Origin of the sequence: Streptomyces sp. NPDC016845, from assembly GCF_044332585.1 — a bacterium.
Lineage (GTDB): Bacteria > Actinomycetota > Actinomycetes > Streptomycetales > Streptomycetaceae > Streptomyces.
This window is the reverse complement of record NZ_JBIRPI010000009.1, coordinates 1-21,723: the sequence shown is the minus strand read 5'-3', so window position 1 is coordinate 21,723 and position 21,723 is coordinate 1. Positions and strand designations below refer to the sequence as shown.

Sequence of the window (21,723 nt, the reverse complement as noted above, 5' to 3'; positions counted from 1 at the left end):
AAGGAGTCGCGGGTGTCCAGCTCCGACATCTTCATCGGCGAGACCATCGGTACCGCCGTGCTCATCCTGCTCGGCGGTGGCGTCTGCGCCGCCGTCACTTTCAAGCGCTCGAAGGCGTACGAGGCCGGCTGGGTCGCCATCGCGTTCGGCTGGGGCTTCGCGGTCCTGACCGGCGCCTACCTCTCGAGCGGCGTCTCCGGTGCCCACCTGAACCCGGCGGTGACCATCGGCCTCGCCATCGAGGGCGGCACCAAGTGGAGCGACGTACCGCTCTACCTGGGCTCGCAGCTGCTCGGCGCGATCATCGGCGCCCTGCTGGTCTGGGCGACGTACTACGGACAGTTCCGCGCGCACCTGACCGACCCGGAGATCATCGGCACGCAGCCCGGTGAGGACGGCCTGGTCGACCAGAAGGCCGCGCCCGAGGCGGGTCCCGTGCTCGGTGTCTTCGCGACGGGTCCGGAGATCCGGCACTACGTGCAGAACATCATCACGGAGATCATCGCGACGGCCGTGCTCGTCCTCGCGATCCTGACGCAGGGCCTGAACGACGGCGGCAACGGCCTGGGCACGCTCGGCGCACTGATCACCGCGCTCGTCGTGGTCGGCATCGGCCTCTCGCTCGGCGGCCCCACGGGGTACGCGATCAACCCGGTCCGTGACCTCGGCCCGCGCATCGTGCACGCGCTGCTTCCGCTGCCCAACAAGGGCGGTTCCGACTGGGCGTACGCCTGGATCCCGGTCGCGGGTCCGCTGATCGGCGGCGCCATAGCCGGTGGCCTCTACAACCTGGCGTTCAAGTAGGCCGCCCGAGCCCCGCGAGAACCCGCCCGAGCATCGAGACTTTTCTTCAGGAGCAGGAGCACCCCGTGAGCGACGCACACACCGCAGGACCCTTCATCGCGGCGATCGACCAGGGCACCACGTCCAGCCGCTGCATCGTCTTCGACAAGGACGGCCGGATCGTCTCGGTCGACCAGAAGGAGCACGAGCAGATCTTCCCGAAGCCGGGCTGGGTCGAGCACGACGCGAACGAGATCTGGGCCAACGTCCAGGAGGTCGTCGCCGGCGCCGTCGAGAAGGCCGGCATCACCCGCGACGACATCAAGGCCATCGGCATCACCAACCAGCGCGAGACGACGCTGCTCTGGGACAAGAACACCGGTGAGCCCGTCCACAACGCCATCGTCTGGCAGGACACCCGCACCGACGCCCTCTGCCGCGAGCTCGGCCGCAATGTCGGCCAGGACCGCTTCCGCCGCGAGACGGGCCTGCCGCTCGCCTCGTACTTCGCCGGGCCCAAGGCCCGCTGGCTGCTCGACAACGTCGAGGGCCTGCGCGAGCGCGCCGAGGCCGGCGACATCCTCTTCGGCACGATGGACAGCTGGGTCATCTGGAACCTGACCGGCGGTGTCGACGGCGGCAAGCACGTCACCGACGTCACCAACGCCTCCCGCACCATGCTGATGAACCTGCACAAGATGGAGTGGGACGAGCGCATCTGCTCCTCCATCGGCGTGCTCCCGAACATGCTGCCCGAGATCCGCTCGTCCGCCGAGGTCTACGGCGAGGTCACCGGCGGCAAGCTCGGCGACCTCCTCGGCGGCATCCCCGTCGCGTCCGCGCTCGGCGACCAGCAGGCCGCCCTGTTCGGCCAGACGTGTTTCGCCGAGGGCGAGGCCAAGTCCACCTACGGCACCGGCACGTTCATGCTGATCAACACCGGTGACAAGGCCATCAACTCCTACTCCGGGCTGCTGACCACCGTCGGCTACCAGATCGGCGACCAGAAGCCGGTCTACGCCCTGGAGGGCTCCATCGCGGTCACCGGTTCGCTGGTGCAGTGGATGCGCGACCAGATGGGCCTCATCAAGTCCGCCGCCGAGATCGAGACGCTCGCGTCGTCGGTCGAGGACAACGGCGGCGCCTACTTCGTCCCGGCCTTCTCCGGTCTGTTCGCCCCGTACTGGCGCCCAGACGCCCGCGGTGTGATCACCGGCCTGACCCGGTACGTCACCAAGGCGCACATCGCGCGCGCCGTCCTGGAGGCCACGGCCTGGCAGACCCGTGAGATCAGCGACGCCATGACGAAGGACTCCGGCGTCGAGCTCACGGCCCTCAAGGTCGACGGCGGCATGACCTCCAACAACCTGCTGATGCAGACCCTCTCGGACTTCCTGGACGCCCCCGTGGTGCGCCCGATGGTCGCCGAGACGACCTGCCTCGGCGCCGCCTACGCCGCCGGTCTCGCCGTCGGCTTCTGGTCCTCCACCGACGACCTGCGCGCCAACTGGCGCCGGGCCGCCGAATGGACGCCCCGCATGGACGCGGCCACCCGCGACCGTGAGTACAAGAGCTGGCTCAAGGCCGTGCAGCGGTCCATGGGCTGGCTCGAAGACAGCTCTGTCGAGGAGTAACACCCCACCATGACTACCAAGACCACCCTGCAGACCGTGCCTGCCCTCGGAACGCACCCGGCCGCCGGCTCCAACCCGAGCCGCGCCGAGACCCGCGAGCAGCTTTCCAAGGCGACGTACGACCTCCTGGTGATCGGCGGCGGCATCCTGGGCATCTCCACTGCCTGGCACGCCGCGCAGTCCGGTCTCAGGGTGGCCCTGGTCGACGCCGGTGACTTCGCCGGCGCCACCTCCTCCGCCTCCTCCAAGCTGCTCCACGGCGGTCTGCGCTACCTGCAGACCGGCGCGGTCAAGCTCGTCGCGGAGAACCACTTCGAGCGCCGCGCGGTGTCCAAGAACGTGGCGCCGCACCTCGCCAACCCGCTCACCTTCTACCTGCCCGTCTACAAGGGCGGCCCGCACGGCGCGGCCAAGCTGGGCGCGGGCGTCTTCGCGTACAGCGCGCTCTCCGCGTTCGGCGACGGCGTCGGCCACCTGCTCTCCCCCGCCAAGGCGCAGCAGGACGTGCCCGAGCTGCGCACCGACAACCTGAAGGCCGTGGCCGTGTACGGCGACGACCAGATGAACGACGCGCGGATGGCGCTGATGACGGTCCGCGCGGCCGTCGACGCGGGCGCCGTCGTCCTCAACCACGCCGAGGTCACGGGCCTGCGCTTCACCAAGGGCCGGGTCACTGGCGCGGAGCTCAAGGACCGCCAGAGCGGTGACGAGTTCGGTGTGAACGCCCGGCTCGTGCTCAACGCGACCGGCCCGTGGGTCGACCACCTGCGCAAGATGGAGGACCCGGACGCGGCCCCCTCGATCCGCCTCTCCAAGGGCGCGCACCTGGTCCTGAAGCGCACCTCGCCGTGGAAGGCCGCGCTCGCCACCCCGATCGACAAGTACCGCATCACCTTCGCCCTCCCCTGGGAGGACATGCTGCTGCTCGGCACGACCGACGAGGAGTACGAGGGCGACCCGGGGGACGTCGCGGTCAACGAGAAGGACATCGACCAGATCCTGGACGAGGCCGCCTTCTCCGTCCGCGACCAGCAGCTGAAGCGCGACCTCATCACGTACTCGTTCGCCGGTCTGCGCGTGCTGCCGGGCGGCCCCGGCGACACGTCGAAGGCCAAGCGCGAGACGGTCGTCACCGAGGGCCGCGCGGGCATGCTGTCCGTCGCGGGCGGCAAGTGGACGACGTTCCGCCACATCGGCCGTACGGTGATGAAGAAGCTGGAGTCGCTGCCCGGCCACCCGCTCGGCGCGGATTTCGAGCCGATCGACGAGCTGCCGAAGCGGATGCCGCTCCCCGGTGTCGCCAACCCGCGCGCGGTCGCGCACCGCCTCCTCATCGACAACCCGGCGCCCGGTCCGCAGATGGCCGCCGACACCGCCAAGCACCTGGCGACCCACTACGGCTCGCTGGCCTTCGACATCGCGCGCCTGGCCAACGAGAACCCGGACTTGGGCGAGCGCGTCCACCCCGACGCCCCGGAGATCTGGGCGCAGGTCGCCTACGCCCGCGACCACGAGTGGGCCGAGACCCCCGACGACGTGCTGCGCCGCCGCACCACGCTGACCATCCGGGGCCTTGCCACGGACGAGGTGCGGGGCAAGGTGCAGGACATGCTCGACAAGAAGTAGCCCGGACGGACGGGTAAGGGGCGGCTCCCATGGAGGGCCGCCCCTTATCTGTCCCCTGGCGCCGCCATGCGGCCGACATACGTCGGCAATCTGCGCGGGCGACAGTTGAGTCATGAGATTCCAGGTCCTGACCATCGTCGGCCACGCCCCGCACCCGCTGACCGGTGACCTCCCGTCGGCGGCGGACCGGTTGGCCGAGGTCGTCGAGGTCGGTGTCGCCGCGGAACAACTGGGCTACGACGCGTACGCGGTCGGCGAGCGGCACGCGGGCGCGTTCCTGTCGTCGAGCCCGACCGTGATACTCGGCGCGCTGGCGGCGCGCACGACCCGGATCAAGCTGCTCACGGGCGTCACGGTCGTGGCGATCCTCGACCCGGTACGCGTCGCCGAGGACTACGCGACGCTCGACCAGCTCTCGCGCGGCCGCGTCGAACTGGTCGTCGGCAAGGGCGCGGAGGCAGGCCACTTCGACCTGTTCGGCCTCGACGAGGCCCGCCAGTGGGACCTGCAGAAGGAGAAGTACGAGCTGCTGCGCCGCCTGTGGACGGAGGAGGGCGTCGACTGGGACGGCGAGTTCCGGCCCGCCTTGAAGGGGGCGACGACGGTGCCGCGCCCGTACGCGGGCCTCCCCCGCATCTGGCACGGCTCGGCGACCTCCCTCAACTCCCCCGAACTGGCGGCCAAGCACGGCGATCCGCTCTTCACGGCCAACGCGATCCAGCCCCGGGCCGCGTACGCGAACCTCATCGACCACTACCGCGAACGCTTCGCGGCGTACGGGCACGATCCGGCGCGGGCGCACGTGGCGGCGGGCTCGGGCGGCCTCCTCATCGCGGACACGCACGAGCAGGCCGTCGCGCGCCACAAGGAGCTGTACGAGGCGAAGATCGCCCAGTCCTTCAGGCCGCACCTGGCCGACAAGGCGGGCTACAACACACCGTTCCGCACGATCGAGGACGCCATCGCGGACGGCCCGCAGCTCATCGGCTCGCCGCAGCAGATCATCGACAAGATCCTCGGGTACCACGAGGTGTACCGGCACGATCTGCAGTCGGTCACGGTGGACACGTTCGGGCAGGGCGCGAGCGAGCAGATCGAGACGCTGCACCGGTTCGCGGAGGAGATCGCGCCGGTCGTACGGGCGGCGGCGCCGACTTCCCTGTGGGAGTGACGCCGGGGGGCGGCGACGGTGTGCGCCCATAATGGTCCCGGACATCGGGGGTGTGTGCCCTCCGGGGACGAGCAGAGGGGGCCGCCGTGGCCGTCACCGACGAGGCCATCGAGAAGATCAAGGGCATGATCGTCTCGGGTGTCCTGCGCCCCGGCGACCGGCTCCCCAAGGAGAGTGAACTCGCCGGTGACCTGGGCCTGTCCCGCAATTCGCTCCGCGAGGCCGTACGCGCCCTGTCGCTGATCCGCATCCTCGACGTCCGCCAGGGCGACGGCACGTACGTCACCAGCCTCGACCCGCAACTGCTGCTCGAGGCGCTGAGCTTCGTCGTCGACTTCCACCGCGACGACACGGTCCTGGAGTTCCTCGCGGTGCGCCGCATCCTGGAGCCCGCGGCGACGGCGATGGCCGCGGGCTCCATCTCCGAGGAGGAGCTCGGCCGGCTCGCGGCGCAGCTGGACGCGCTGGGCGCCGAGCCGTCCGTGGAGGAGCTGGTCGCCGCCGACCTCGACTTCCACCGCGGGATCGTCGCCGCGTCCGGCAACTCGGTCCTGTGCTCCCTGCTCGACGGCCTGTCCGGGCCGACCACCCGGGCCCGTATCTGGCGCGGTCTCACGCAGGAGGACGCGGTCGGCCGCACCCTGCGCGAGCACCGGGCGATCCTGGCGGCGCTGCGCGACCGCGACGCGGAGGCGGCCCGGTCATGGGCGACGGTGCACATCGCGAGCGTGGAGCAGTGGCTCCGTTCGACCTTGTGACCGGCCTTGTGACCGGCCTTGTGACCGGCCTTGTGACCGGCCTTGTGACCGGCCTTGTGACTGACCTTGTGACCGGCCTTGTGACCGGCCTTGTGACTGCCCTACGACCGACCTCGTGACCGACCTCTCGTGACCGGTCTTCTGACCAAGTGATCCTCTCGGGTGGAGTGCGACCGTCCGAGTCGGGGCAGTGTTCCGGGCAGCCCTCGCACTCCGGGGGGCTGCGGGGCGTACCCGCGGACGCCGTAAGGTGGGCAGGTACGCGAGGGAACGTCGGAAGGAGGCGCTGGGTGATCGAGCTCGAGGGGGTTCCCGAGCTGGTCGACCCGGTCATGGTGGCCGCGTTCGAGGGCTGGAACGATGCCGGCGACGCCGCTTCCACCGCGGTCGCGCATCTCGACAAGGAGTGGAAGGGCGAGGTGTTCGCGGCGCTCGACGCCGAGGACTACTACGACTTCCAGGTCAACCGGCCCACGGTGTGGCTGGAGGACGGCGCGCGCAAGATCACCTGGCCGACGACGCGGCTCTCGGTGGTCCGGGTCGGCGGTGCGAAACCGCGCGACCTGGTCCTGGTCCGGGGCATCGAACCGTCCATGCGCTGGCGGTCGTTCTGCAACGAGATCCTCGGTTTCGCGCACGAGCTGGGCGTCGAGCTGGTCGTCATCCTGGGCGCGCTGCTCGGCGACACCCCGCACACGCGTCCGGTGCCGGTGTCCGGGGTCACCTCCGACCCGGATCTCGCTACGCGCATGGACCTGGAGGAGACCAAGTACGAGGGTCCGACGGGCATCGTCGGCATCCTCCAGGAGGCGTGCACGCACGCGGGCGTCCCGGCGGTCTCGCTGTGGGCGGCGGTTCCGCACTACGTGTCGCAGCCGCCGAACCCGAAGGCCACCCTGGCGCTGATCAACCGTCTCGAGGACCTGATCGACCTGCCGATCCCGCTGGGCGACCTGCCCGAGGACGCGCGGGCCTGGCAGGTGGGCGTGGACCAGCTGGCGGCGGAGGACAGCGAGGTCGCCGAGTACGTGCAGAGCCTGGAGGAGGCGCGGGACACCGCGGAGCTGCCGGAGGCGTCCGGCGAGGCCATCGCCCGCGACTTCGAGCGCTATCTGCGCCACCGCGACCCGGACGACCGGACGCGGCCGCCCAAGCCGCCGCGCCCGGAGGGCGAGGGCGGGGACGAGTAGGACTCCTTGACGAAGGCGGGCGCCGATGGCGCCCGCCTTTGTCATGGGCCGCGTGCGTTTGTCGCGGGCATGGGAACGGATGCGCGAGTGTTCCCGCTTCAACTTGTTTTCAAACACCCTTGAGGAAATGGGTCTGGACGGGCGCCCACGGCCGTAGCAGGGTGTGCCCCGAGGAGCACGAGCACGGCACGAGCACGGCACAGGCGCAGCGCGAGCACGGCACCAGCACACAGGCACACCCGTACGACCGGACATGGTGAGGGGAGCTGTGGAGCGATGACCGATCAGCACGCGGAACCGGCGCACGGCCCGGGGGCGGGGCCCGGAGCGGCGGGTCCAGGGCCGGACGGATCCGGGTTCACCTATCGCGGCGCGGAGGAGGAACTGATCGTCCTGGCGCGGTCGGAGGCCCGCTTGCGGGTCCAGGCCGACGGGGTGCGCTCGGCGGCGGGCGCGGACGTCTCCGCCCTGAACATGTTCCTCGGTGACGAACAGCTCACCATGGAGCCCCTGTTCGGCAGCGAGGAACGCCTGCAGGGCGCGTTCGAGGCGTCGGCGGCCGGGGCGGACGTCCCCGACCTTGCGCTGTTCTACCGGGTGCGGGGCGGCGCCGACCGCGCGCAGGAGCTGCGCTCCCGGATCTCGGCGCTGCCCGGCATCGTGACGGCGTACGTGAAACCGGGCGCGGTGCCCGCGTCGATGCCGGAGGAGTTCGACGAGGCGTACGAGGCACGGCGCATGAAGGAGAAGACGGCCGCGACCCCCGACTTCACCGCCCGCCAGCGCTATCTGGGCCCCGCGCCGGAGGGCGTGGACGCGCACTGGGCGTGGCAGCGGCTCGGCGGCAGCGGCGAGGGCGTCACCGTCATCGACGTGGAGGGCGCCTGGCAGCTCGGCCACGAGGACCTGTCTGCCAAGCTCGCGGGGCTGGTGATCGGCACGCCGATCGCGGACGTGGCCTGGCGCAACCACGGCACGGCGGTCCTCGGTGTGCTCGGCGGCGACCGGGGCGAGCGCGGGGTCACCGGGATCGCGCCCGAGGCGGTGACGGCGGCGGCGTCGTTCCAGGGTGTGGGCACGGCGGCGGCGATCCACGCGGCCGCGCAGCGCCTCTCCCCCGGCGACATCGTCCTGATCGAGCTGCACCGTCCGGGGCCGCGCTTCGACTTCGCGCCCCGTGACGACCAGCGCGGCTACATCCCCCTGGAGTGGTGGCCGGACGACTTCGCGGCGATCAAGTTCGCGACGGCGAAGGGCATCGTGGTCGTCGGCGCGGCGGGCAACGGCGCGGAGTCGCTGGACGACGCGGTGTACGAGCGGCGCCCGGACGAGTTCCCGCCCTGGTGGCACAACCCGTTCAACCCGTCCAACAGGTCGTCCGGCGCGGTCCTGGTGGGCGCGGGCGCGCCGCCGCCCGGCACGCACGGCCGCGACCACGGCCCGGACCGCTCACGCCTCGCGTTCTCCAACTTCGGCGCCCGGGTGGACGCCCAGGGCTGGGGCCGCGAGGTCACCACCACGGGCGGCTTCTGGGACCGGCCCGGCGACCTCCAGGGCGGCAGCGAGGAGATCGCCTGGTACACGGACACCTTCTCCGGCACATCGTCCGCCTCCCCGGTGGTCGTCGGCGCGCTGGCCTGCCTCCAGGGCATGCTCAAGGCGGGGGGCCAGCGCCCGATGACGTCGCAGCGGGCGCGGGAAGTGCTCCGGGCGACGGGTTCGCCGCAGCAGGACGCGCCGGGCCGCCCCGCCTCGCAGCGCATCGGCAACCGGCCCGACCTCAAGGGCGCGGTCACCAATGTGCTGCCGTCGACGGTCGGCTCGGGCCAGGCCGAACGGTTCTGGGACGAGCTGATCCCGTATCCGCCGGAACTCCCGCCCCGCATCCGCCTGTTCGTGGCGGGTGACTGGCGCAATCTGAACCGTCCGTCCCCCGAGATCCGCCAGGCGGTGCACGCCGCCTTCGCGGGGGGACGGCCCGACGTACGTGTCTGGTTCTCGGACGACGAGGTCGTCGGCCTGGTGGTCACGGGCTGACGGTCCCCCACGCAACGACGAGAAGGGGTACGAGTATGAGCACCACCCCGCAGATGGGCCAGTTCGGCCAGCAGCAGCAACAACAGCCCTTCGGCCAGCAACAGCAGCCTTCCGGTCCGCCGCAGTTCGGGCAGCAGCAGTTCGGGCAGCAAGGCCGGCAGCAGGGCCCGAGCACGGTCCCGCCGCAGCTGCAGCAGATGGGCCAGGGGATGCAGGGCATGCAAGGCACGCAGGGCCAGCAGCAGCTCCCGCCGCAGTTGCAGCAGCAGCTCCAGCAGATGGGGCAGCAGCAGCCGTTCCAGCACCTGCTGCACCAGATGGGCCAGCAGCAAGCCCCAGGTCAACAGGGTCAGCAGGGGCAGCAGGGGCAACAAGGCCAGCAGCAGCGGGTGCCGCAGGCCGAGATCCCGCAGGTGTCGACGCAGTCCGTCGTCACCGGTGTCGCGGTCAGCTTCTTCGACCTCATCCAGCCGTTCCCGGGCCAGGCCGACATCCTCTACCTGTACGTGGACGGCCAGTGGCGGGTCCTGATCGACCCGAAGCAGGAGACCCACGCCGAGGTGCAGAACGCGTTCATCTTCGGCCAGCGGGTCTACGGCTACTACGACACGAGCAACCCGGGCCTCCTGGTCGGCATCGCCGTCACCCTGCCCTGACACCGGCACGCACGCGTACGGACCGGCACCGACAGCCCCTCCGGCGGTTGAGGAGCGGGGGTCCGGGGCAGAGCCCCGTGACCTCGGCTACTCGCCCCGGAGGGGCTGTCACGGAATCGGGCGGGGTGAGGGACCTCGGGGTGGGGGACCTCGGCGTGGGGGGCCTTAGAGCGCGACCCCGAGCAACGCGTCGACGGCCCGGGAGACGACGCCGGGCGCCCCCTCGTCCGCACCGCCCCGCGAGGACTGGAGCTCCGCCCAGCGATCGACGGCGACCAGGGCCGCAGGCGAGTCCAGGTCGTCGGCGAGCGCGGCGCGGATCTCCTCGACGAGCTGCTCGGCCGGCGGGCCGTCAGGCCGCGACACAGCCGCCCGCCACCGCCCGAGCCGGGCCACGGCGTCCGCGAGGACCTGGTCCGTCCACTCCCAGTCGGCCCGGTAGTGGTTGGCGAGGAGCGCGAGCCGGATCGCGGCCGGGTCGACACCGTCGCGCCGCAGCTGCGAGACGAAGACGAGGTTGCCCTTGGACTTGGACATCTTCTCGCCGTCGAGCCCGACCATCCCGGCGTGCACGTACGCCTTGGCCATCGGGAACTCGCCGGTCAGCGCCTGCGCGTGCGAGGCGCCCATCTCGTGGTGCGGGAAGGCGAGGTCGGAGCCGCCGCCCTGGACGTCGAAGCCCATGCCGAGGTGGTCGAGGGCGATGGCGACGCACTCGATGTGCCAGCCGGGGCGCCCCCGGCCGAGGGAGCCGCCGTCCCAGCTGGGCTCGCCCTCGCGCGCGGCCATCCACAGCATCGGGTCGAGCGGGTTCTTCTTGCCGGCGCGGTCGGGGTCGCCGCCGCGCTCTGCGGAGAGCAGCCGCATCGTTTCGGCATCGAGGTGGGAGACGGAGCCGAAGTGCGGATCGGCCTCGACGGAGAAGTAGATGTCGCCGTCGAGCTCGTACGCCGCACCGGCGTCACGGAGCCGCTCGACGAGCGGCACGATGCCCGGTATGGCCTCGACGGCGCCTATGTAGTGCTGCGGCGGGAGCATCCGCAGGGCGCTCATGTCCTCGCGGAACAGGGCGGTCTCGCGCTCGGCGAGCCCTGTCCAGTCGATGCCGTCGCGGATGGCGCGCTCCAGGAGCGGGTCGTCGACGTCCGTCACGTTCTGGACATAGTGCACCTGCCGCTTGGTGTCGAGCCACACGCGCTGCACCAGGTCGAACGCGTTGTAGGTCGCCGCGTGACCCATATGGGTCGCGTCGTACGGCGTGATGCCGCAGACGTAGATACGGGCGACGGGACCGGGGTCGAGTGTGACGAGCCCATCGGTCGCGGTGTCGTGGATCCGAAGGTCGCGGCCCTTGCCGGGCAGGGCGGGGACCTCAGAAGCGGGCCAGGCATGCATGCCTTGAGCGTAACCGGACGGTGCGTCCGTATACGAACCGGACCTGCTCCGATGGCCGACGAGGCGCTCTTGCGCATCCATGATCGGCGCGCTACCCGACGACCGTGGCCCGGATCGCGGCCGAAAGGCCGAAATGGCGGATCCCGTGCAGCAGGTAGGCGCGCAGCCCGCACACGAAGTACGTCCAGCCCTGCGTCTGCCCCACGGCCCGCGCCGCGCCCTCGATGCCGTCCCCCATGGGCTGCTCGGTGACGGTGACGTGGGTGCCGCCCCCGTCGGCGTCGGCCAGCTCGATCGTCACGTCGGCGCCGGGCCACCGCCAGGAGATCAGCCGATCCGTCTCGATCTCGCCGATCTCCACGTCGAAGGTCGCGTCCACGTGCCCGAAGCGCCAGGTCACGACCGTGCCCGGCACCATGGCGGCGGACGCCTCGGCCGTGAAGAAGCTCGACAGGCCGTCCGGGCTGACGATCGCGCGGAACACATCCGCGGCCGGGCGGTCGATGCGGTCCTCCACCATCAGCTTGGTCATGGGTCCGACGGTAGTGCCGCCCACTGACAGCCGCCCCCCGGCGCCGCTGACCCGCAGGTCAGATGGGCGGCCACGGGATCGCGGGCCACTCCCCGCCCGGCTCCCGGTGCCGCCCGGACTTCAGCAGGGCCGCGACCCGTTCCCGCAGGGCCTCCAGCTCGGCGCCGGTGATCAGCCCGGCGAGGCGGACCGCGAGCGGCTCGCCGTCCCGCAGCCGCTCGCTCAGCGCTTCGAGGGCGGCCGTGGCCTCGTCGGTCAGCGGCTCACCCGCCCAGCCCCACAGCAGGGTGCGCAGCTTGTCCTCGGCGTTGAAGGTGACCCCGTGATCGATGCCGTAGAGGTGCTCGTCGGCGTCGACGAGCAGGTGGCCGCCCTTGCGGTCACCGTTGTTGATCACGGCGTCGAGGACGGCGAGGCGGCGAAGGCGCTGGTCGTCGGCGTGCACGAGCAGCGCGGTGCGCCCCTCCTCGACCTCCGCGAACCCGATGGCCTTCCAGCCCTCGGCGGGCTCCTCGGCGTCGACGAGGGCGAGCAGCTTGCCGGCCTCCCCGGAGTCGTCGTTCTCGTCCGTGTCCTCGTCCGTGTTCCCGTCCGGTCCGTCGATCCACAGCTGGCACATGCCCTCGCCGTACGGCCCGTCGCGCAGCACGGTCGGCGGGACCAGGGCCCAGCCGAGCGCCTCGGAGACCTCGTACGCGGCGACCTCGCGCTGGGCGAGGGTCCCGTCGGGGAAGTCCCACAGGGGGCGCTCGCCGCGCACCGGCTTGTAGACGCAGCGCGCCTCGCGGCCCTCGTGGGTGACGCTGCAGAGCAGGACGGCGTTGGAGGCCTCGCGGATCTGGCCCAGTACGTGCAGCTCCCCCTCGGCGAGGAGCGTGAGATCCCGGTCGCTCACGCGCCGCGCCGGTATCCGTTCTGGCGCGGGCATACGTGTCCCTCCGGGTCGAGCGGCAGGCTGCACAGCGGGCACGGCGGCCGGCCCGCGTTGACGACGTCCAGGGCCCGCTTGGCGAAGGCGCGGGCCTGGGTGCCCGTGAGGCGGACCCGGAGCATCGGCGGGCCGTTCTCGTCGTCCTGGAGAAGCCTTTCCTCGGCTTCGGCCAGGTCTTCTTCCGACTCGGCGTCCACCTCGACGAGCGCCTGCGCCTCGACGATCATGCGCTCCTCGTCGCCGTCCCAGGCGAGCGCCATGGTGCCGACGCGGAACTCCTCGTCGACGGGCGCCTCGAGGGGCGCGGTGTCGGAGGTCTCGGTGGGCACGACGGCGGGCACCGGGGCGTTGCCGCCGCTGCGCCGCACGACCTCGTCGAGCAGTTCCTCCATGCGCTCGGCGAGCGCGGCGACCTGGGTCTTCTCCAGCGACACGCTGGTGACCCGGGTTCCTGCCGAGGCCTGCAGGAAGAAGGTGCGGCGTCCGGGGAGCCCGACCGTACCGGCGACGAACCGCTCCGGGGGGTCGTAGAGGAACACCTGACGGGACACGTCCTGACTCCATGGGATTCGGGGAACGACTGATCAGGCCCGGCCGCGGAGGACAGGACCCGACCGTGTTGACGGCTGCTTCACCCTACTGCGGCCGACGATCACGGTGCGCCCGCGCCGCCCCCGACGGGTGCGTCCGGGCCCTGCGGTTCCTCGCTCGGGGCCAGGGACGCGAAGTCCCCGGTGTCACCGAGGCGTACGAGAAAGGGGCGCAGCCGGGTGTAACGGATGGCCGTGATGGAACACGGTTCGACAGAGATCCGCTGAAAGAGGTCCAGATGCAGCCCGAGGGCGTCCGCCACGAGCGACTTGATGATGTCTCCGTGGGAGCACATCAGATACACGGCGTCGGAGCCGTGTTCCCGCGCCACGCGCGCGTTCCACTCACGTACCGCTTCGGCGGCCCGGTGCTGCATCTGCCGCATCGACTCCCCGCCGGGGAACGCGGCGGCGGTCGGGTGCTGCTGCACGACCTCCATGAGCGGTTCGCCGGTGAGTTCGGCGAGCTTGCGGCCGGACCAGTCGCCGTAGTCGCACTCGCCGATGCGGTCGTCGCTCTCCACGGGCACGTCGGGGCGCGCGGCGAGCAGCGGCGCGAGGGTCTCCTGGCAGCGCTGCAGGGGGCTGGTGACGATCCGTGCGAGCGGCAGGTCCTTCAGCCGCCCGGGCAGCGCCGCGGCCTGGGCGGCGCCCCGCTCGTCGAGGGCCACGCCGGGGGTCCACCCGGCGAGCAGACCCGCGGTGTTGGCGGTGGAGCGTCCGTGCCGGACGAGAATCAGCGTGGGCATACGGATCAGCCTAGGCGCACGCGCGCGTGCGGCTCCGTCGCCCCCTGGGGAGAATCTGCTTCATGATCGTCGACTGTGCCATCTACCGGGACGGACGCCGGACCGAGGGCCCGTCCGACTTCTCCGACGCGCTCGACCAGGCGCGGTCGACGGGGGACGCGTTCGTGTGGATCGGTCTGCACGAGGCGACCGAGGAGGAGTTCGAGCAGGTCACGCAGGAGTTCGGGCTGCATCCGCTGGCCGTGGAGGACGCGCTGAAGGCGCACCAGCGGCCGAAGCTGGAGGTCTACGACGACTCGCTGTTCGTCGTCCTCAAGCCGGTCGTGTACGAGCCGAAGAGCGACAAGGTGTCCACGGGCGAGCTGATGCTGTTCCTGGGCGACTCGTTCGTGGTGACCGTGCGCCACGGCGAGGGCGCGCCCCTGAAGGCCGTACGGCAGCGTCTGGAGGCCGATCCGGGGCTGCTCAAGCAGGGGCCGACGGCGGTGCTCTACTCGATCGCGGACGCCACCGTCGACCATTACCTGGAGGTCGCGAACGAGCTGCAGACCGACCTGGAGGAGCTGGAGACGGACGTCTTCTCCCCCGACGGCGGCGGATCGCGGGACACCGCGTCGCGGATCTACACCTTCAAGCGGCAGGTCCTCGAATTCCGGCGCGCCACCGTGCCGTTGACACTGCCGCTCGAACGGCTCTCCGGCGTGGGCCCTTGGGGGCTCGCGAAGGTGCCGTTCGTGAACGAGAGCGCGCAGCCGTTCTTCCGTGACGTGAACGACCACCTCACCCGGGTCAACGAGTCCGTGGACGGCCTGGACCGCCTGGTCTCCGACATCCTCTCGGCACATCTGGCGCAGATGAGCGTGCGGCAGAACGACGACATGCGGAAGATCTCGGCGTGGGCGGCCATGGCGGCGGTGCCCACGATGATCGCGGGCATCTACGGCATGAACTTCGACCACATGCCCGAGCTGCATTGGGTGTGGTCGTACCCGGTGGTGATCGCGGTGATGGTCGTCCTGGAGTGGGTGCTGTACCGGATGTTCAAGAAGCGCGGCTGGCTTTAGTGACCCACGCGCGCGTGGGTCAGGCGAACTCCACCGCCGTGGTCGCGGGCCCGCCGAGCGCGTCCCTGCGCCGCGGCATCTCCAGGGAGACCATGCGCCGCCAGCCGCCGGCGCGTTCGTACGCGTACATGGCGCGGATCCCGGTGGCGAGCAGGGCCGCCTTCGGCTTGGGCCAGCCGAGGATGCGGCCCATGTGGTCCATGACGGCCAGGCTGACGTCCCGGTAGACGGCGATCTCCGCCAGGGCGCACGCGCGCAGGGTGCGCTGGATGGTGCGGCCGTGGCCCGCGTAGGCGAAGCGGAGCAGTTCCTCGTGGCAGTAGGCGAGGTGGTTGTCCTCGTCGTGGGAGATCATCTTGACCGCGCGGCCGAGGCCGGGGTCGTCGGCGAAGTGCTTGCGCAGCATCTGCATCTGCTCCGAGGCGCGCTGCTCGGTGACGCGGCTGTGCGCGAGGTAGGTGACGATGTCGGGTACGGAGAGCGGCTCGTCGTGCTTGAGCCGCGCGTGGGCGAGCCCGATGCCGTGCTGTTCGAGGAGCATCGTGTAGTCGGTCTCGGGCGGGACGGGGACCGGGCTCAGTCCGCGCTTCTTCATCAAGGCGTTGAAGATGCGCCCGTGCTTGTCCTCGTCGGCGCCGTGCCGCGCCACCTTGGGGGCGAGGGCGCGCTCGCGGGCGGGGACCAGGGCGGCGATGCGCCCGTTCTCCCAGCCGCCCTGCGACTCGCCACTGGCCGCGATGGAGCAGAACAGCCGGAACGACTCGTCGTTGTCGATGATCTCCTGGAACAACCTCTTCGCCGACAGCACTCTGGGTCCTCCCTGCCTCCGCACCGCATCCGGTGTATCGCAAAAGACGAGTCAAATGCGGTGCGCGCGGTGGGGCAACAGGTGTGACGGCCAACTCGGCCGAACGGAGGAGGCGGAGCGGAGGAGGCAGGCGTAACCACGCGCGCGATGGCGCGTTGTTCCCCGTGACGGCCGTGGCGGGGAAGACCCCCCGAGCCCCCACCACGGCCGCAGAACGCAACCCCTCCCGCTACGCCAGCCCGGCGCGCTCCAGCGCCTCGGTGCCCGCGCGCAGGGCCGCCACCCGCTCGTCGAGCGTGAAGCCGGCCGGGTTGATCGTCAGCGTGGTGACACCGGCCGCGGCGTAGGCCCGCATGCGGTCGGCGATGCGGTCCACGGAGCCGAGCAGGGTCGTGGAGTCGATGAGCTGGTGCGGGACGGCGGCGGCCGCGCCGTCCTTGTCGCCGCTCAGGTACTTCTGCTGGATCTCCGCCGCCTCCTTCTCGTAGCCCATGCGCTGGGCGAGGCGGTTGTAGAAGTTCTGCTTGGGGCTGCCCATGCCGCCGACGTAGAGCGCGGTGTACGGGCGGAAGAAGTCGGCGAGGGCGGCGACGTCCTTGTCGGCGCCGACCGCGAGCGGCAGCGTCGGGCAGACGTCGAAGCCCTCCATCGTCTTCCCGGCCTTCTCGCGGCCCGCGCGCAGGTGCGTGATCGTGGTCTCCTCCAGGTGCTCGGCGGAGGGGAAGATCAGCAGGGCGCCGTCGGCGATCTCGCCGGTCTGCTCCAGGTTCTTCGGGCCGATCGCGGCGATGTAGAGCGGGATGTGCTCGCGCTGCGGGTGCAGGGTCAGCTTGAGGGGCTTGCCCGGTCCTTCGGGCAGCGGGAGCGTCCAGTGGGCGCCGTCGTAGGAGACCCGCTCGCGGCTCATCGCCTTGCGGACGATCTCGACATACTCGCGCGTGCGCGCCAGCGGCTTGTCGAACTTGACGCCGTACCAGCCCTCGGAGACCTGCGGCCCGGAGACGCCGAGGCCGAGCCGGAAGCGGCCGCCGGAGAGCGAGTCGAGGGTGGAGGCGGTCATCGCCGTCATCGTGGGCTGGCGGGCCGGGATCTGGAAGATCGCCGAGCCGACGTCGATGCGCTCGGTCTGCGCGGCGACGTACGCGAGGACGGTCGCGGCGTCCGAGCCGTACGCCTCGGCGGCCCAGCACACCGCGTAGCCGAGTTTGTCGGCCTCCTTGGCGACGGCCAGGTTGTCCGCGTCCATGCCCGCGCCCCAGTACCCGAGATTGATGCCGAGCTTCATTGACCACATCCCCTTATCGCCGTGCGGATCCGCTGTCTTACCCATCGGTAACGTCTCTTGTCCGGCACCCTAGCGCGACCGGCCCGACGAGAGTTGTCCACAGGGGCGCCGCTTTCCGACCTTCGGCCAGTAATCTCAGCGCCCATGGAGCAGAGGCATCTCGGCCGCACCGGTCTGCGCGTGTCCCGCATCGGGCTCGGCACCCTCACCTGGGGCCGGGACACCGACGAGCACGACGCCGCCGACCTGTTGAAGACCTTCTGGGAGGCGGGCGGCACACTCGTCGACACGGCCGACGTGTACGGCGACGGCGAGTCCGAGTACCTGCTCGGGCGGCTCGTCGAGGGCCTCGTGCCGCGCCGGGATCTGGTCATCTCCACCAAGGCGGGCTGTGTGCCCGACCCGGACCGGCGCTTCGACGGCTCGCGCGGCCATCTGCTCTGCGCCCTGGACGCCTCGCTCGCCCGTCTCGGCACGGACTACGTCGACCTGTGGCAGATCCACGCCTACGACGCCGAGACGCCGCTCGACGAGACGCTCCAGGCCCTCGACATCGCTGTCAGCAGCGGCCGGGCGCGGTACGCGGGTGTCTCGAACTTCTCCGGCTGGCAGCTGGCCAAGGCGGGCACCTGGCAGCTCGCGGCGGCAGGCACACGCACCCGCCTTGCCAGTACGCAGATGGAGTACTCGCTGCTCCAGCGCGGGGTGGAGCGCGAGGTGCTGCCCGCCGCACTCGACCTCGGCATCGGTCTGCTGCCGTCCTCGCCGCTCGGCCGGGGCGTGCTCACCGGCAAGTACCGCTCGGGCACCCCGGCGGACTCCCGGGGCGGCTCCGACCACATGGCGCCGTTCGTCGCGCCGTACCTGGACGAGGCGGCCGGGCACATCGTGGACGCGGTGGCCATAGCCGCGGACGGGCTCGCCGTGACGCCCCTGCATGTGGCCCTGGCCTGGGTGCGGGACCGGCCCGGGGTGGCCGCGCCGGTCATCGGCGCGCGCAACGCGCAGCAGCTCTCCGAGGCGTTGTCAGTGGAGGCGCTTAGTCTTCCTGACGAGATCTGCCAGGCGCTCGACGACGTGTCGGCGCCCGTGCACCGCTATCCCGATCAGGACTGGAGCACGTTGTGAGTACGGAGTCCGCTGCCGCGGAGAACGAGTCAGGGGCGAGCCCCGGCGCCGGGGCTGAGGGCGCTGTGGGTGTCGACGACCCTGACAACCCCGAGGGCGCCGAAGGCGTCGAGGCCGCCGAGACGGCCGAGGGTGTCGGGACGGCAGGCGCCGAGGGCGCGGCGGACGGGGCACAGCTGTCCGAGGCCGAGGCGGAGATCGCCGCGCAGCGGGCCCTGCGGGAGCGGATCGCGGAGCGCAAGGCCGCCAAGGAGGGGCCGGTCGACGCCGGGGGCAAGCTGAGCGGGACGGCCGCCGATCTGCTGGCCGCCGTGCGCGCCGTGGAGAGCGGCGAGAAGCCCGCCACCGTCTTCGCGGAGCCGGAGCGCGGGCCGCGCCGGGTCGTCACCGCTGAACCGGCGCGCAGGCCCGTCCCGGTCGCGCCCGCCGTGGACGCCGGTCCCGACGCCGGGACGGTGGACGCGGTGCGGGCCGTGCTCGCCGAGGGCGGGGCGCCCGAAACGCTCGCCGTGCCCGCCGTCCGCACCCTGGGCGAGGACGCGGACGAACGGCTCCGCGCCGACCCCTGGCAGCTGCTGCGGCTGAGCGGCGTCCGCCCCGAGCAGGCCGACGGGTTCGCGCGGGCGCTGCTCGGCGCCGAGTGCGCGCCGGACGACGAGCGGCGCGGCCGTGCCGTCACCGTCTGGCTGCTCGAACAGGCCACCGTGGCCGGGCACACCGCGCTCGACCTGCCCGTGCTCGTCGAGGCGCTCGGCAAGCGCGGCGTGCCGCGGCCGGACGCCGCCGTGGAGAGCGCCGTGGCGGAGGGCGAGGCCCTGCTCTTCCAGGACGCCCTGGACGACACGCCGGAGCCCGCCCCCGCCCGGGACGGCGAGAACGATGACGACGATGAGGGCGAAGGGGGCGAAGGGGCGGCCGAACGGCCTGTCCGGATCCTGGTCGGTCTGGAGCGGACCGCGCTCGCCGAGGAGAGCCTCGCCGACGGGCTGGCCCGGCTGATCAACTCGGCGCCCAAGGACGGTCGTGCGGCCGGTCCTGAATGGGAGGAGGCCGCCGTCGCCGCGGGTGGCACGACGGCCGAGCTGCTCCGCGCCGTGCGCACGCACTCCCTCGTCCTGCACACCGGCGGCGAGGCGGCCCGCGCGGAACCGCTCGCCACGGCGGCCACCGCCGCCCGCCTGGGACTGCGGGTCTGCGTCGCCGCGCACACCACGGACGGACGGCGCCGGGCCGCGCACCTGCTCGGCGCGGACGCGCCCGAGTCCGCCACCGCGACGGTCGCGGGCCTGCTCGCGCAGGCCGAGGGGCCCGGCCGGGACACGGACGGGGCGATCGCCGTGGACCTGCTCGTCGTCCTGGACGCCCCGCAGTTGGACGTGGACGCCGCCGCGGTGCTCGCCGAGTCGCTTCCCGACGGGGCGTGCCTCCTGCTCAGCGGAGACCCCGGGGTGCTCTGGTCGGCCGGTCCCGGGCGGGTGTTCGCGGACCTCCTCGCGGCCGGGATCTGCCCGCGCGTCTCCTCCCGCACCCCGGACCCCGGGCCGATCGGCGAGCTGGTCTCCGGCATCGGCATCGGCGAGCTGAACCAGGTGGAGGCGCCGGGCAAGGAGGTCGTCATCGTGCCCGTGCGGGACGCGGCGGAGGCCATCCACCGCACCGTGCAGCTCGTCGCCGACTCGGTGCCGCGCGCGATCGGCGTGCCTGCCGAGGAGACCCAGGTGATCACCCCCGGGCACGGCGGCGCGGCGGGGACGCGCGCGCTGAACGCGGCCCTCAAGGAGCGGCTGAACCCCGGCCCCGGCCGCTTCGGCGGCTTCGACCCCGGGGACCGCGTGGCCTACGTACCGGCGCCGGGGCGGGTCAGGACCGGCCGGGTGCTCGGGGCCGACGCGGAGGGGCTGCGCCTGGAGTGCGACGGCGAGCCCGTCCTCGTACCGAAGGAGCAGGTGGAGCGAGGGGCGGTGCGGCACGGCTGGGCGCTCACCGCTCATCAGGCCGTGGGCCTGCGCAGCTCCGCGGCCGTCGTGGTCCTCCCCGGCGACGCGACGCAGGCGCTGACCCGCCCCTGGGTCTACACGGCGTTCGGCCGCGGCGAGCGCCACCTCTCGGTCGTGCACGGCGTCGACGCGGCCCTGCCGCGCGCGGTGGCGGAGATTCCGGCCAAGCCGCGCACGACCCGCCTGCAACGCCTGGTCAGGGCGCAGCTTCCCGGCGCGTGACAGGCCGCCCGGCCCCGGAGGGGCGGATCACCGGTCCGCTTCCTCCAGGGGCTCGTCCTCGACGTCCTCAGCGTCTTCGGCGTCCACCACGTCCTCGACAGCGATGAGCGCGTCCGGGTCCTCCAGCGGAGCCGTGACCGTGATCGCGTCGGCCGCGGCCTCGTTGTCATCGTCGTCGTCGAAGACCGCGCTGACATCGAAGCGGCACACGACGCGCTGCGGGTCGGCCTGGTCGAAGGGGGCTTCCAGCCATTCCCCGGGCTCCGCCGGTTCGTCCGCGGCCAGGACCCAGAGGGTGGAGTCGCCCTCCTCCAGACCGAACTCCTTGTGGCGCGAGGCGATCTCGTCCGGCTCGAATTCGCCGAAGAGGACGCCGAGCGCGGCGTGGACGCTGCTGCCCGCGCCGGTAGCGGACTCGGTGTCGATGTCCGGATCACCGTCCAGGTCGGCGACCCGGCCGGCCTGGGCGAGAAGACGCTGCGACTCCACCACGGCGTAGTCGCGTCGGATGAGCACGCTCAGCGCGTTCGGTTCCTCGGGCCCGGTGTACGGCGGCAGCGAGTCCTCCGCGCCGGGGATCTCGAAGGGGGTGACCTCGTCGTAACGGTCGTAGAGGAGTTCGTCGTACTCCTCGGCCGCGGCGGCGAGCTCGTTGAACGCCTCGTAGACGGCCGGGTCGTCCTCCCCCGACCTGCGCTCGACGGCCGCCAGGTGACGATCGAGCGCGGTCTTGACCGCCTCGGCGGCGGCGCGTACCTCGGCAGCGGTGGGCTGCGCAGCATCAGACATGGTGCAGACGCTATCCGTACCGGGCCCCTGCCCGCACAATAGATGCGATGCCGGAATACGAATTTGTCGACGTGTACGTACCGCGCGGGGTATCCCGTAAGGATGCGACGCGTCTGCTGACAGACCATGCAGAGTACGGACACTGGGAGTTGGACCGATTGAGCCTGCGCCGCGACGGCAGTCGCCGCGTACGCCTGCGTCGGCGCATCATCCGTCAGGTACGGGCCACATGGTGACCTGATCCGGTGCGAACAGGAGTGGAGCGGGGCCCCCCGGGGGGGCCCCCCCCCACAGGGGTGAGGGGGGGGTGTGGGGTAGGGTGGGGTGGGGGCGGGGCCATGGGGACCACGGGGAGCCCCCCCCCCCCCGACACACCAC

At 71.9% G+C, this 21,723-nt stretch carries 20 protein-coding genes; 12 read left to right on the top strand and 8 right to left on the bottom strand.

All coding sequences use genetic code 11. From position 1 onward, the window contains the following. The first annotated feature begins 12 nt into the window (after window positions 1-12). The 8 genes from ACH4RC_RS22505 (at window position 13) to ACH4RC_RS22470 (ending at window position 9,855) form a co-directional block, all read left to right on the top strand. Window positions 13-804 carry an MIP/aquaporin family protein gene (locus tag ACH4RC_RS22505; protein WP_398203654.1) on the top strand — a complete coding sequence of 264 codons (792 nt, stop codon included), beginning with the start codon at window positions 13-15 and terminating at the stop codon, window positions 802-804. 65 nt (window positions 805-869) lie between these two features. Then, window positions 870-2,417, top strand: a complete 1,548-nt coding sequence (glpK, locus tag ACH4RC_RS22500; RefSeq protein WP_398203651.1) for a glycerol kinase GlpK — start codon at window positions 870-872, stop codon at window positions 2,415-2,417. Window positions 2,418-2,426: 9 nt separating this feature from the next. Further along, the gene (locus tag ACH4RC_RS22495; RefSeq protein WP_398203649.1) at window positions 2,427-4,043 is read left to right on the top strand and encodes an FAD-dependent oxidoreductase; all 1,617 of its coding nucleotides are present in this window, start codon (window positions 2,427-2,429) and stop codon (window positions 4,041-4,043) included. Window positions 4,044-4,155: 112 nt separating this feature from the next. Further along, window positions 4,156-5,214: an LLM class flavin-dependent oxidoreductase gene (locus ACH4RC_RS22490; protein WP_398203646.1), complete on the top strand. Its 1,059-nt coding sequence runs from the start codon at window positions 4,156-4,158 to the stop codon at window positions 5,212-5,214. Window positions 5,215-5,300: 86 nt separating this feature from the next. Next, a complete protein-coding gene (locus ACH4RC_RS22485) occupies window positions 5,301-5,972 on the top strand; it encodes a FadR/GntR family transcriptional regulator (protein ID WP_398203643.1) in 672 nt (223 codons plus the stop codon). A 290-nt stretch (window positions 5,973-6,262) separates the two neighbouring features. Next, complete coding sequence (locus ACH4RC_RS22480; protein WP_398203641.1) at window positions 6,263-7,162, top strand: PAC2 family protein; 900 nt, start codon at window positions 6,263-6,265, stop codon at window positions 7,160-7,162. Between the two features lie 276 nt (window positions 7,163-7,438). Next, window positions 7,439-9,199 (top strand): S8 family peptidase, encoded by a 1,761-nt coding sequence (locus ACH4RC_RS22475; RefSeq protein ID WP_398203639.1) that lies wholly within the window; start codon window positions 7,439-7,441, stop codon window positions 9,197-9,199. A 35-nt stretch (window positions 9,200-9,234) separates the two neighbouring features. Continuing rightward, window positions 9,235-9,855 (top strand): hypothetical protein, encoded by a 621-nt coding sequence (locus ACH4RC_RS22470; protein ID WP_398203636.1) that lies wholly within the window; start codon window positions 9,235-9,237, stop codon window positions 9,853-9,855. A gap of 165 nt (window positions 9,856-10,020) precedes the next feature. On the opposite strand, the gene mshC is transcribed toward ACH4RC_RS22470, so the two are convergent. From mshC to ACH4RC_RS22445, 5 genes are all read right to left on the bottom strand, one after another. Further along, the gene (gene mshC, locus ACH4RC_RS22465; protein WP_398203633.1) at window positions 10,021-11,250 is read right to left on the bottom strand and encodes a cysteine--1-D-myo-inosityl 2-amino-2-deoxy-alpha-D-glucopyranoside ligase; all 1,230 of its coding nucleotides are present in this window, start codon (window positions 11,248-11,250) and stop codon (window positions 10,021-10,023) included. Window positions 11,251-11,341: 91 nt separating this feature from the next. After that, window positions 11,342-11,782 (bottom strand): SRPBCC domain-containing protein, encoded by a 441-nt coding sequence (locus ACH4RC_RS22460; RefSeq protein ID WP_398203631.1) that lies wholly within the window; start codon window positions 11,780-11,782, stop codon window positions 11,342-11,344. A gap of 58 nt (window positions 11,783-11,840) precedes the next feature. Beyond that, entirely contained in the window at window positions 11,841-12,710 is an 870-nt protein-coding gene (locus ACH4RC_RS22455) for an SCO1664 family protein (protein WP_398203628.1), read from the bottom strand. Next, window positions 12,674-13,264 carry a DUF3090 domain-containing protein gene (locus tag ACH4RC_RS22450; protein ID WP_398203625.1) on the bottom strand — a complete coding sequence of 197 codons (591 nt, stop codon included), beginning with the start codon at window positions 13,262-13,264 and terminating at the stop codon, window positions 12,674-12,676. Before ACH4RC_RS22450 ends, ACH4RC_RS22455 begins: the two co-directional genes overlap by 37 nt. Before the next feature lie 101 nt (window positions 13,265-13,365). Beyond that, window positions 13,366-14,052, bottom strand: coding sequence for a histidine phosphatase family protein (locus ACH4RC_RS22445; protein ID WP_398203622.1), 687 nt, complete (start codon window positions 14,050-14,052; stop codon window positions 13,366-13,368). A gap of 62 nt (window positions 14,053-14,114) precedes the next feature. Between ACH4RC_RS22445 and corA the strand changes: the two genes are divergently transcribed. Beyond that, complete coding sequence (corA, locus tag ACH4RC_RS22440; protein WP_398203620.1) at window positions 14,115-15,116, top strand: magnesium/cobalt transporter CorA; 1,002 nt, start codon at window positions 14,115-14,117, stop codon at window positions 15,114-15,116. A 19-nt stretch (window positions 15,117-15,135) separates the two neighbouring features. Here corA and ACH4RC_RS22435 read toward each other — a convergent pair whose 3' ends face one another. Both ACH4RC_RS22435 and ACH4RC_RS22430 read right to left on the bottom strand, forming a co-directional pair. Next, on the bottom strand, window positions 15,136-15,924 hold the full coding sequence (locus ACH4RC_RS22435) for a ferritin-like domain-containing protein (protein ID WP_398203618.1): 789 nt from the start codon (window positions 15,922-15,924) through the stop codon (window positions 15,136-15,138). A 229-nt stretch (window positions 15,925-16,153) separates the two neighbouring features. Further along, window positions 16,154-17,209, bottom strand: coding sequence for an LLM class F420-dependent oxidoreductase (locus ACH4RC_RS22430; protein ID WP_398203617.1), 1,056 nt, complete (start codon window positions 17,207-17,209; stop codon window positions 16,154-16,156). A gap of 144 nt (window positions 17,210-17,353) precedes the next feature. Between ACH4RC_RS22430 and ACH4RC_RS22425 the strand changes: the two genes are divergently transcribed. Together ACH4RC_RS22425 and ACH4RC_RS22420 are read left to right on the top strand one after the other, a co-directional pair. Then, window positions 17,354-18,337 (top strand): aldo/keto reductase, encoded by a 984-nt coding sequence (locus ACH4RC_RS22425; protein WP_398203615.1) that lies wholly within the window; start codon window positions 17,354-17,356, stop codon window positions 18,335-18,337. Beyond that, window positions 18,334-20,556, top strand: a complete 2,223-nt coding sequence (locus ACH4RC_RS22420; RefSeq protein ID WP_398203613.1) for a helix-hairpin-helix domain-containing protein — start codon at window positions 18,334-18,336, stop codon at window positions 20,554-20,556. The genes ACH4RC_RS22425 and ACH4RC_RS22420 overlap by 4 nt, the downstream gene beginning before the upstream one ends. 27 nt (window positions 20,557-20,583) lie before the next feature. On the opposite strand, the gene ACH4RC_RS22415 is transcribed toward ACH4RC_RS22420, so the two are convergent. Next, window positions 20,584-21,345 (bottom strand): hypothetical protein, encoded by a 762-nt coding sequence (locus ACH4RC_RS22415; protein WP_398203611.1) that lies wholly within the window; start codon window positions 21,343-21,345, stop codon window positions 20,584-20,586. Window positions 21,346-21,392: 47 nt separating this feature from the next. Between ACH4RC_RS22415 and ACH4RC_RS22410 the strand changes: the two genes are divergently transcribed. Beyond that, complete coding sequence (locus tag ACH4RC_RS22410) at window positions 21,393-21,581, top strand: DUF5703 family protein (RefSeq protein ID WP_111666225.1); 189 nt, start codon at window positions 21,393-21,395, stop codon at window positions 21,579-21,581. Window positions 21,582-21,723 lie beyond the last annotated feature (142 nt).

Bases quoted from the DNA above. Each gene is read 5' to 3' on its own strand.
- ACH4RC_RS22495 (WP_398203649.1), top strand. From the start codon at position 2,427: ATGACTACCAAGACCACCCTGCAGACCGTGCCTGCCCTCGGAACGCAC.
- ACH4RC_RS22490 (WP_398203646.1), top strand. From the start codon at position 4,156: ATGAGATTCCAGGTCCTGACCATCGTCGGCCACGCCCCGCACCCGCTG.
- ACH4RC_RS22475 (WP_398203639.1), top strand. From the start codon at position 7,439: ATGACCGATCAGCACGCGGAACCGGCGCACGGCCCGGGGGCGGGGCCC.
- ACH4RC_RS22470 (WP_398203636.1), top strand. From the start codon at position 9,235: ATGAGCACCACCCCGCAGATGGGCCAGTTCGGCCAGCAGCAGCAACAA.
- mshC (WP_398203633.1), bottom strand. From the start codon at position 11,250: ATGCATGCCTGGCCCGCTTCTGAGGTCCCCGCCCTGCCCGGCAAGGGC.
- ACH4RC_RS22460 (WP_398203631.1), bottom strand. From the start codon at position 11,782: ATGACCAAGCTGATGGTGGAGGACCGCATCGACCGCCCGGCCGCGGAT.
- ACH4RC_RS22455 (WP_398203628.1), bottom strand. From the start codon at position 12,710: ATGCCCGCGCCAGAACGGATACCGGCGCGGCGCGTGAGCGACCGGGAT.
- ACH4RC_RS22445 (WP_398203622.1), bottom strand. From the start codon at position 14,052: ATGCCCACGCTGATTCTCGTCCGGCACGGACGCTCCACCGCCAACACC.
- corA (WP_398203620.1), top strand. From the start codon at position 14,115: ATGATCGTCGACTGTGCCATCTACCGGGACGGACGCCGGACCGAGGGC.
- ACH4RC_RS22430 (WP_398203617.1), bottom strand. From the start codon at position 17,209: ATGAAGCTCGGCATCAATCTCGGGTACTGGGGCGCGGGCATGGACGCG.
- ACH4RC_RS22425 (WP_398203615.1), top strand. From the start codon at position 17,354: ATGGAGCAGAGGCATCTCGGCCGCACCGGTCTGCGCGTGTCCCGCATC.
- ACH4RC_RS22415 (WP_398203611.1), bottom strand. From the start codon at position 21,345: ATGTCTGATGCTGCGCAGCCCACCGCTGCCGAGGTACGCGCCGCCGCC.
- ACH4RC_RS22410 (WP_111666225.1), top strand. From the start codon at position 21,393: ATGCCGGAATACGAATTTGTCGACGTGTACGTACCGCGCGGGGTATCC.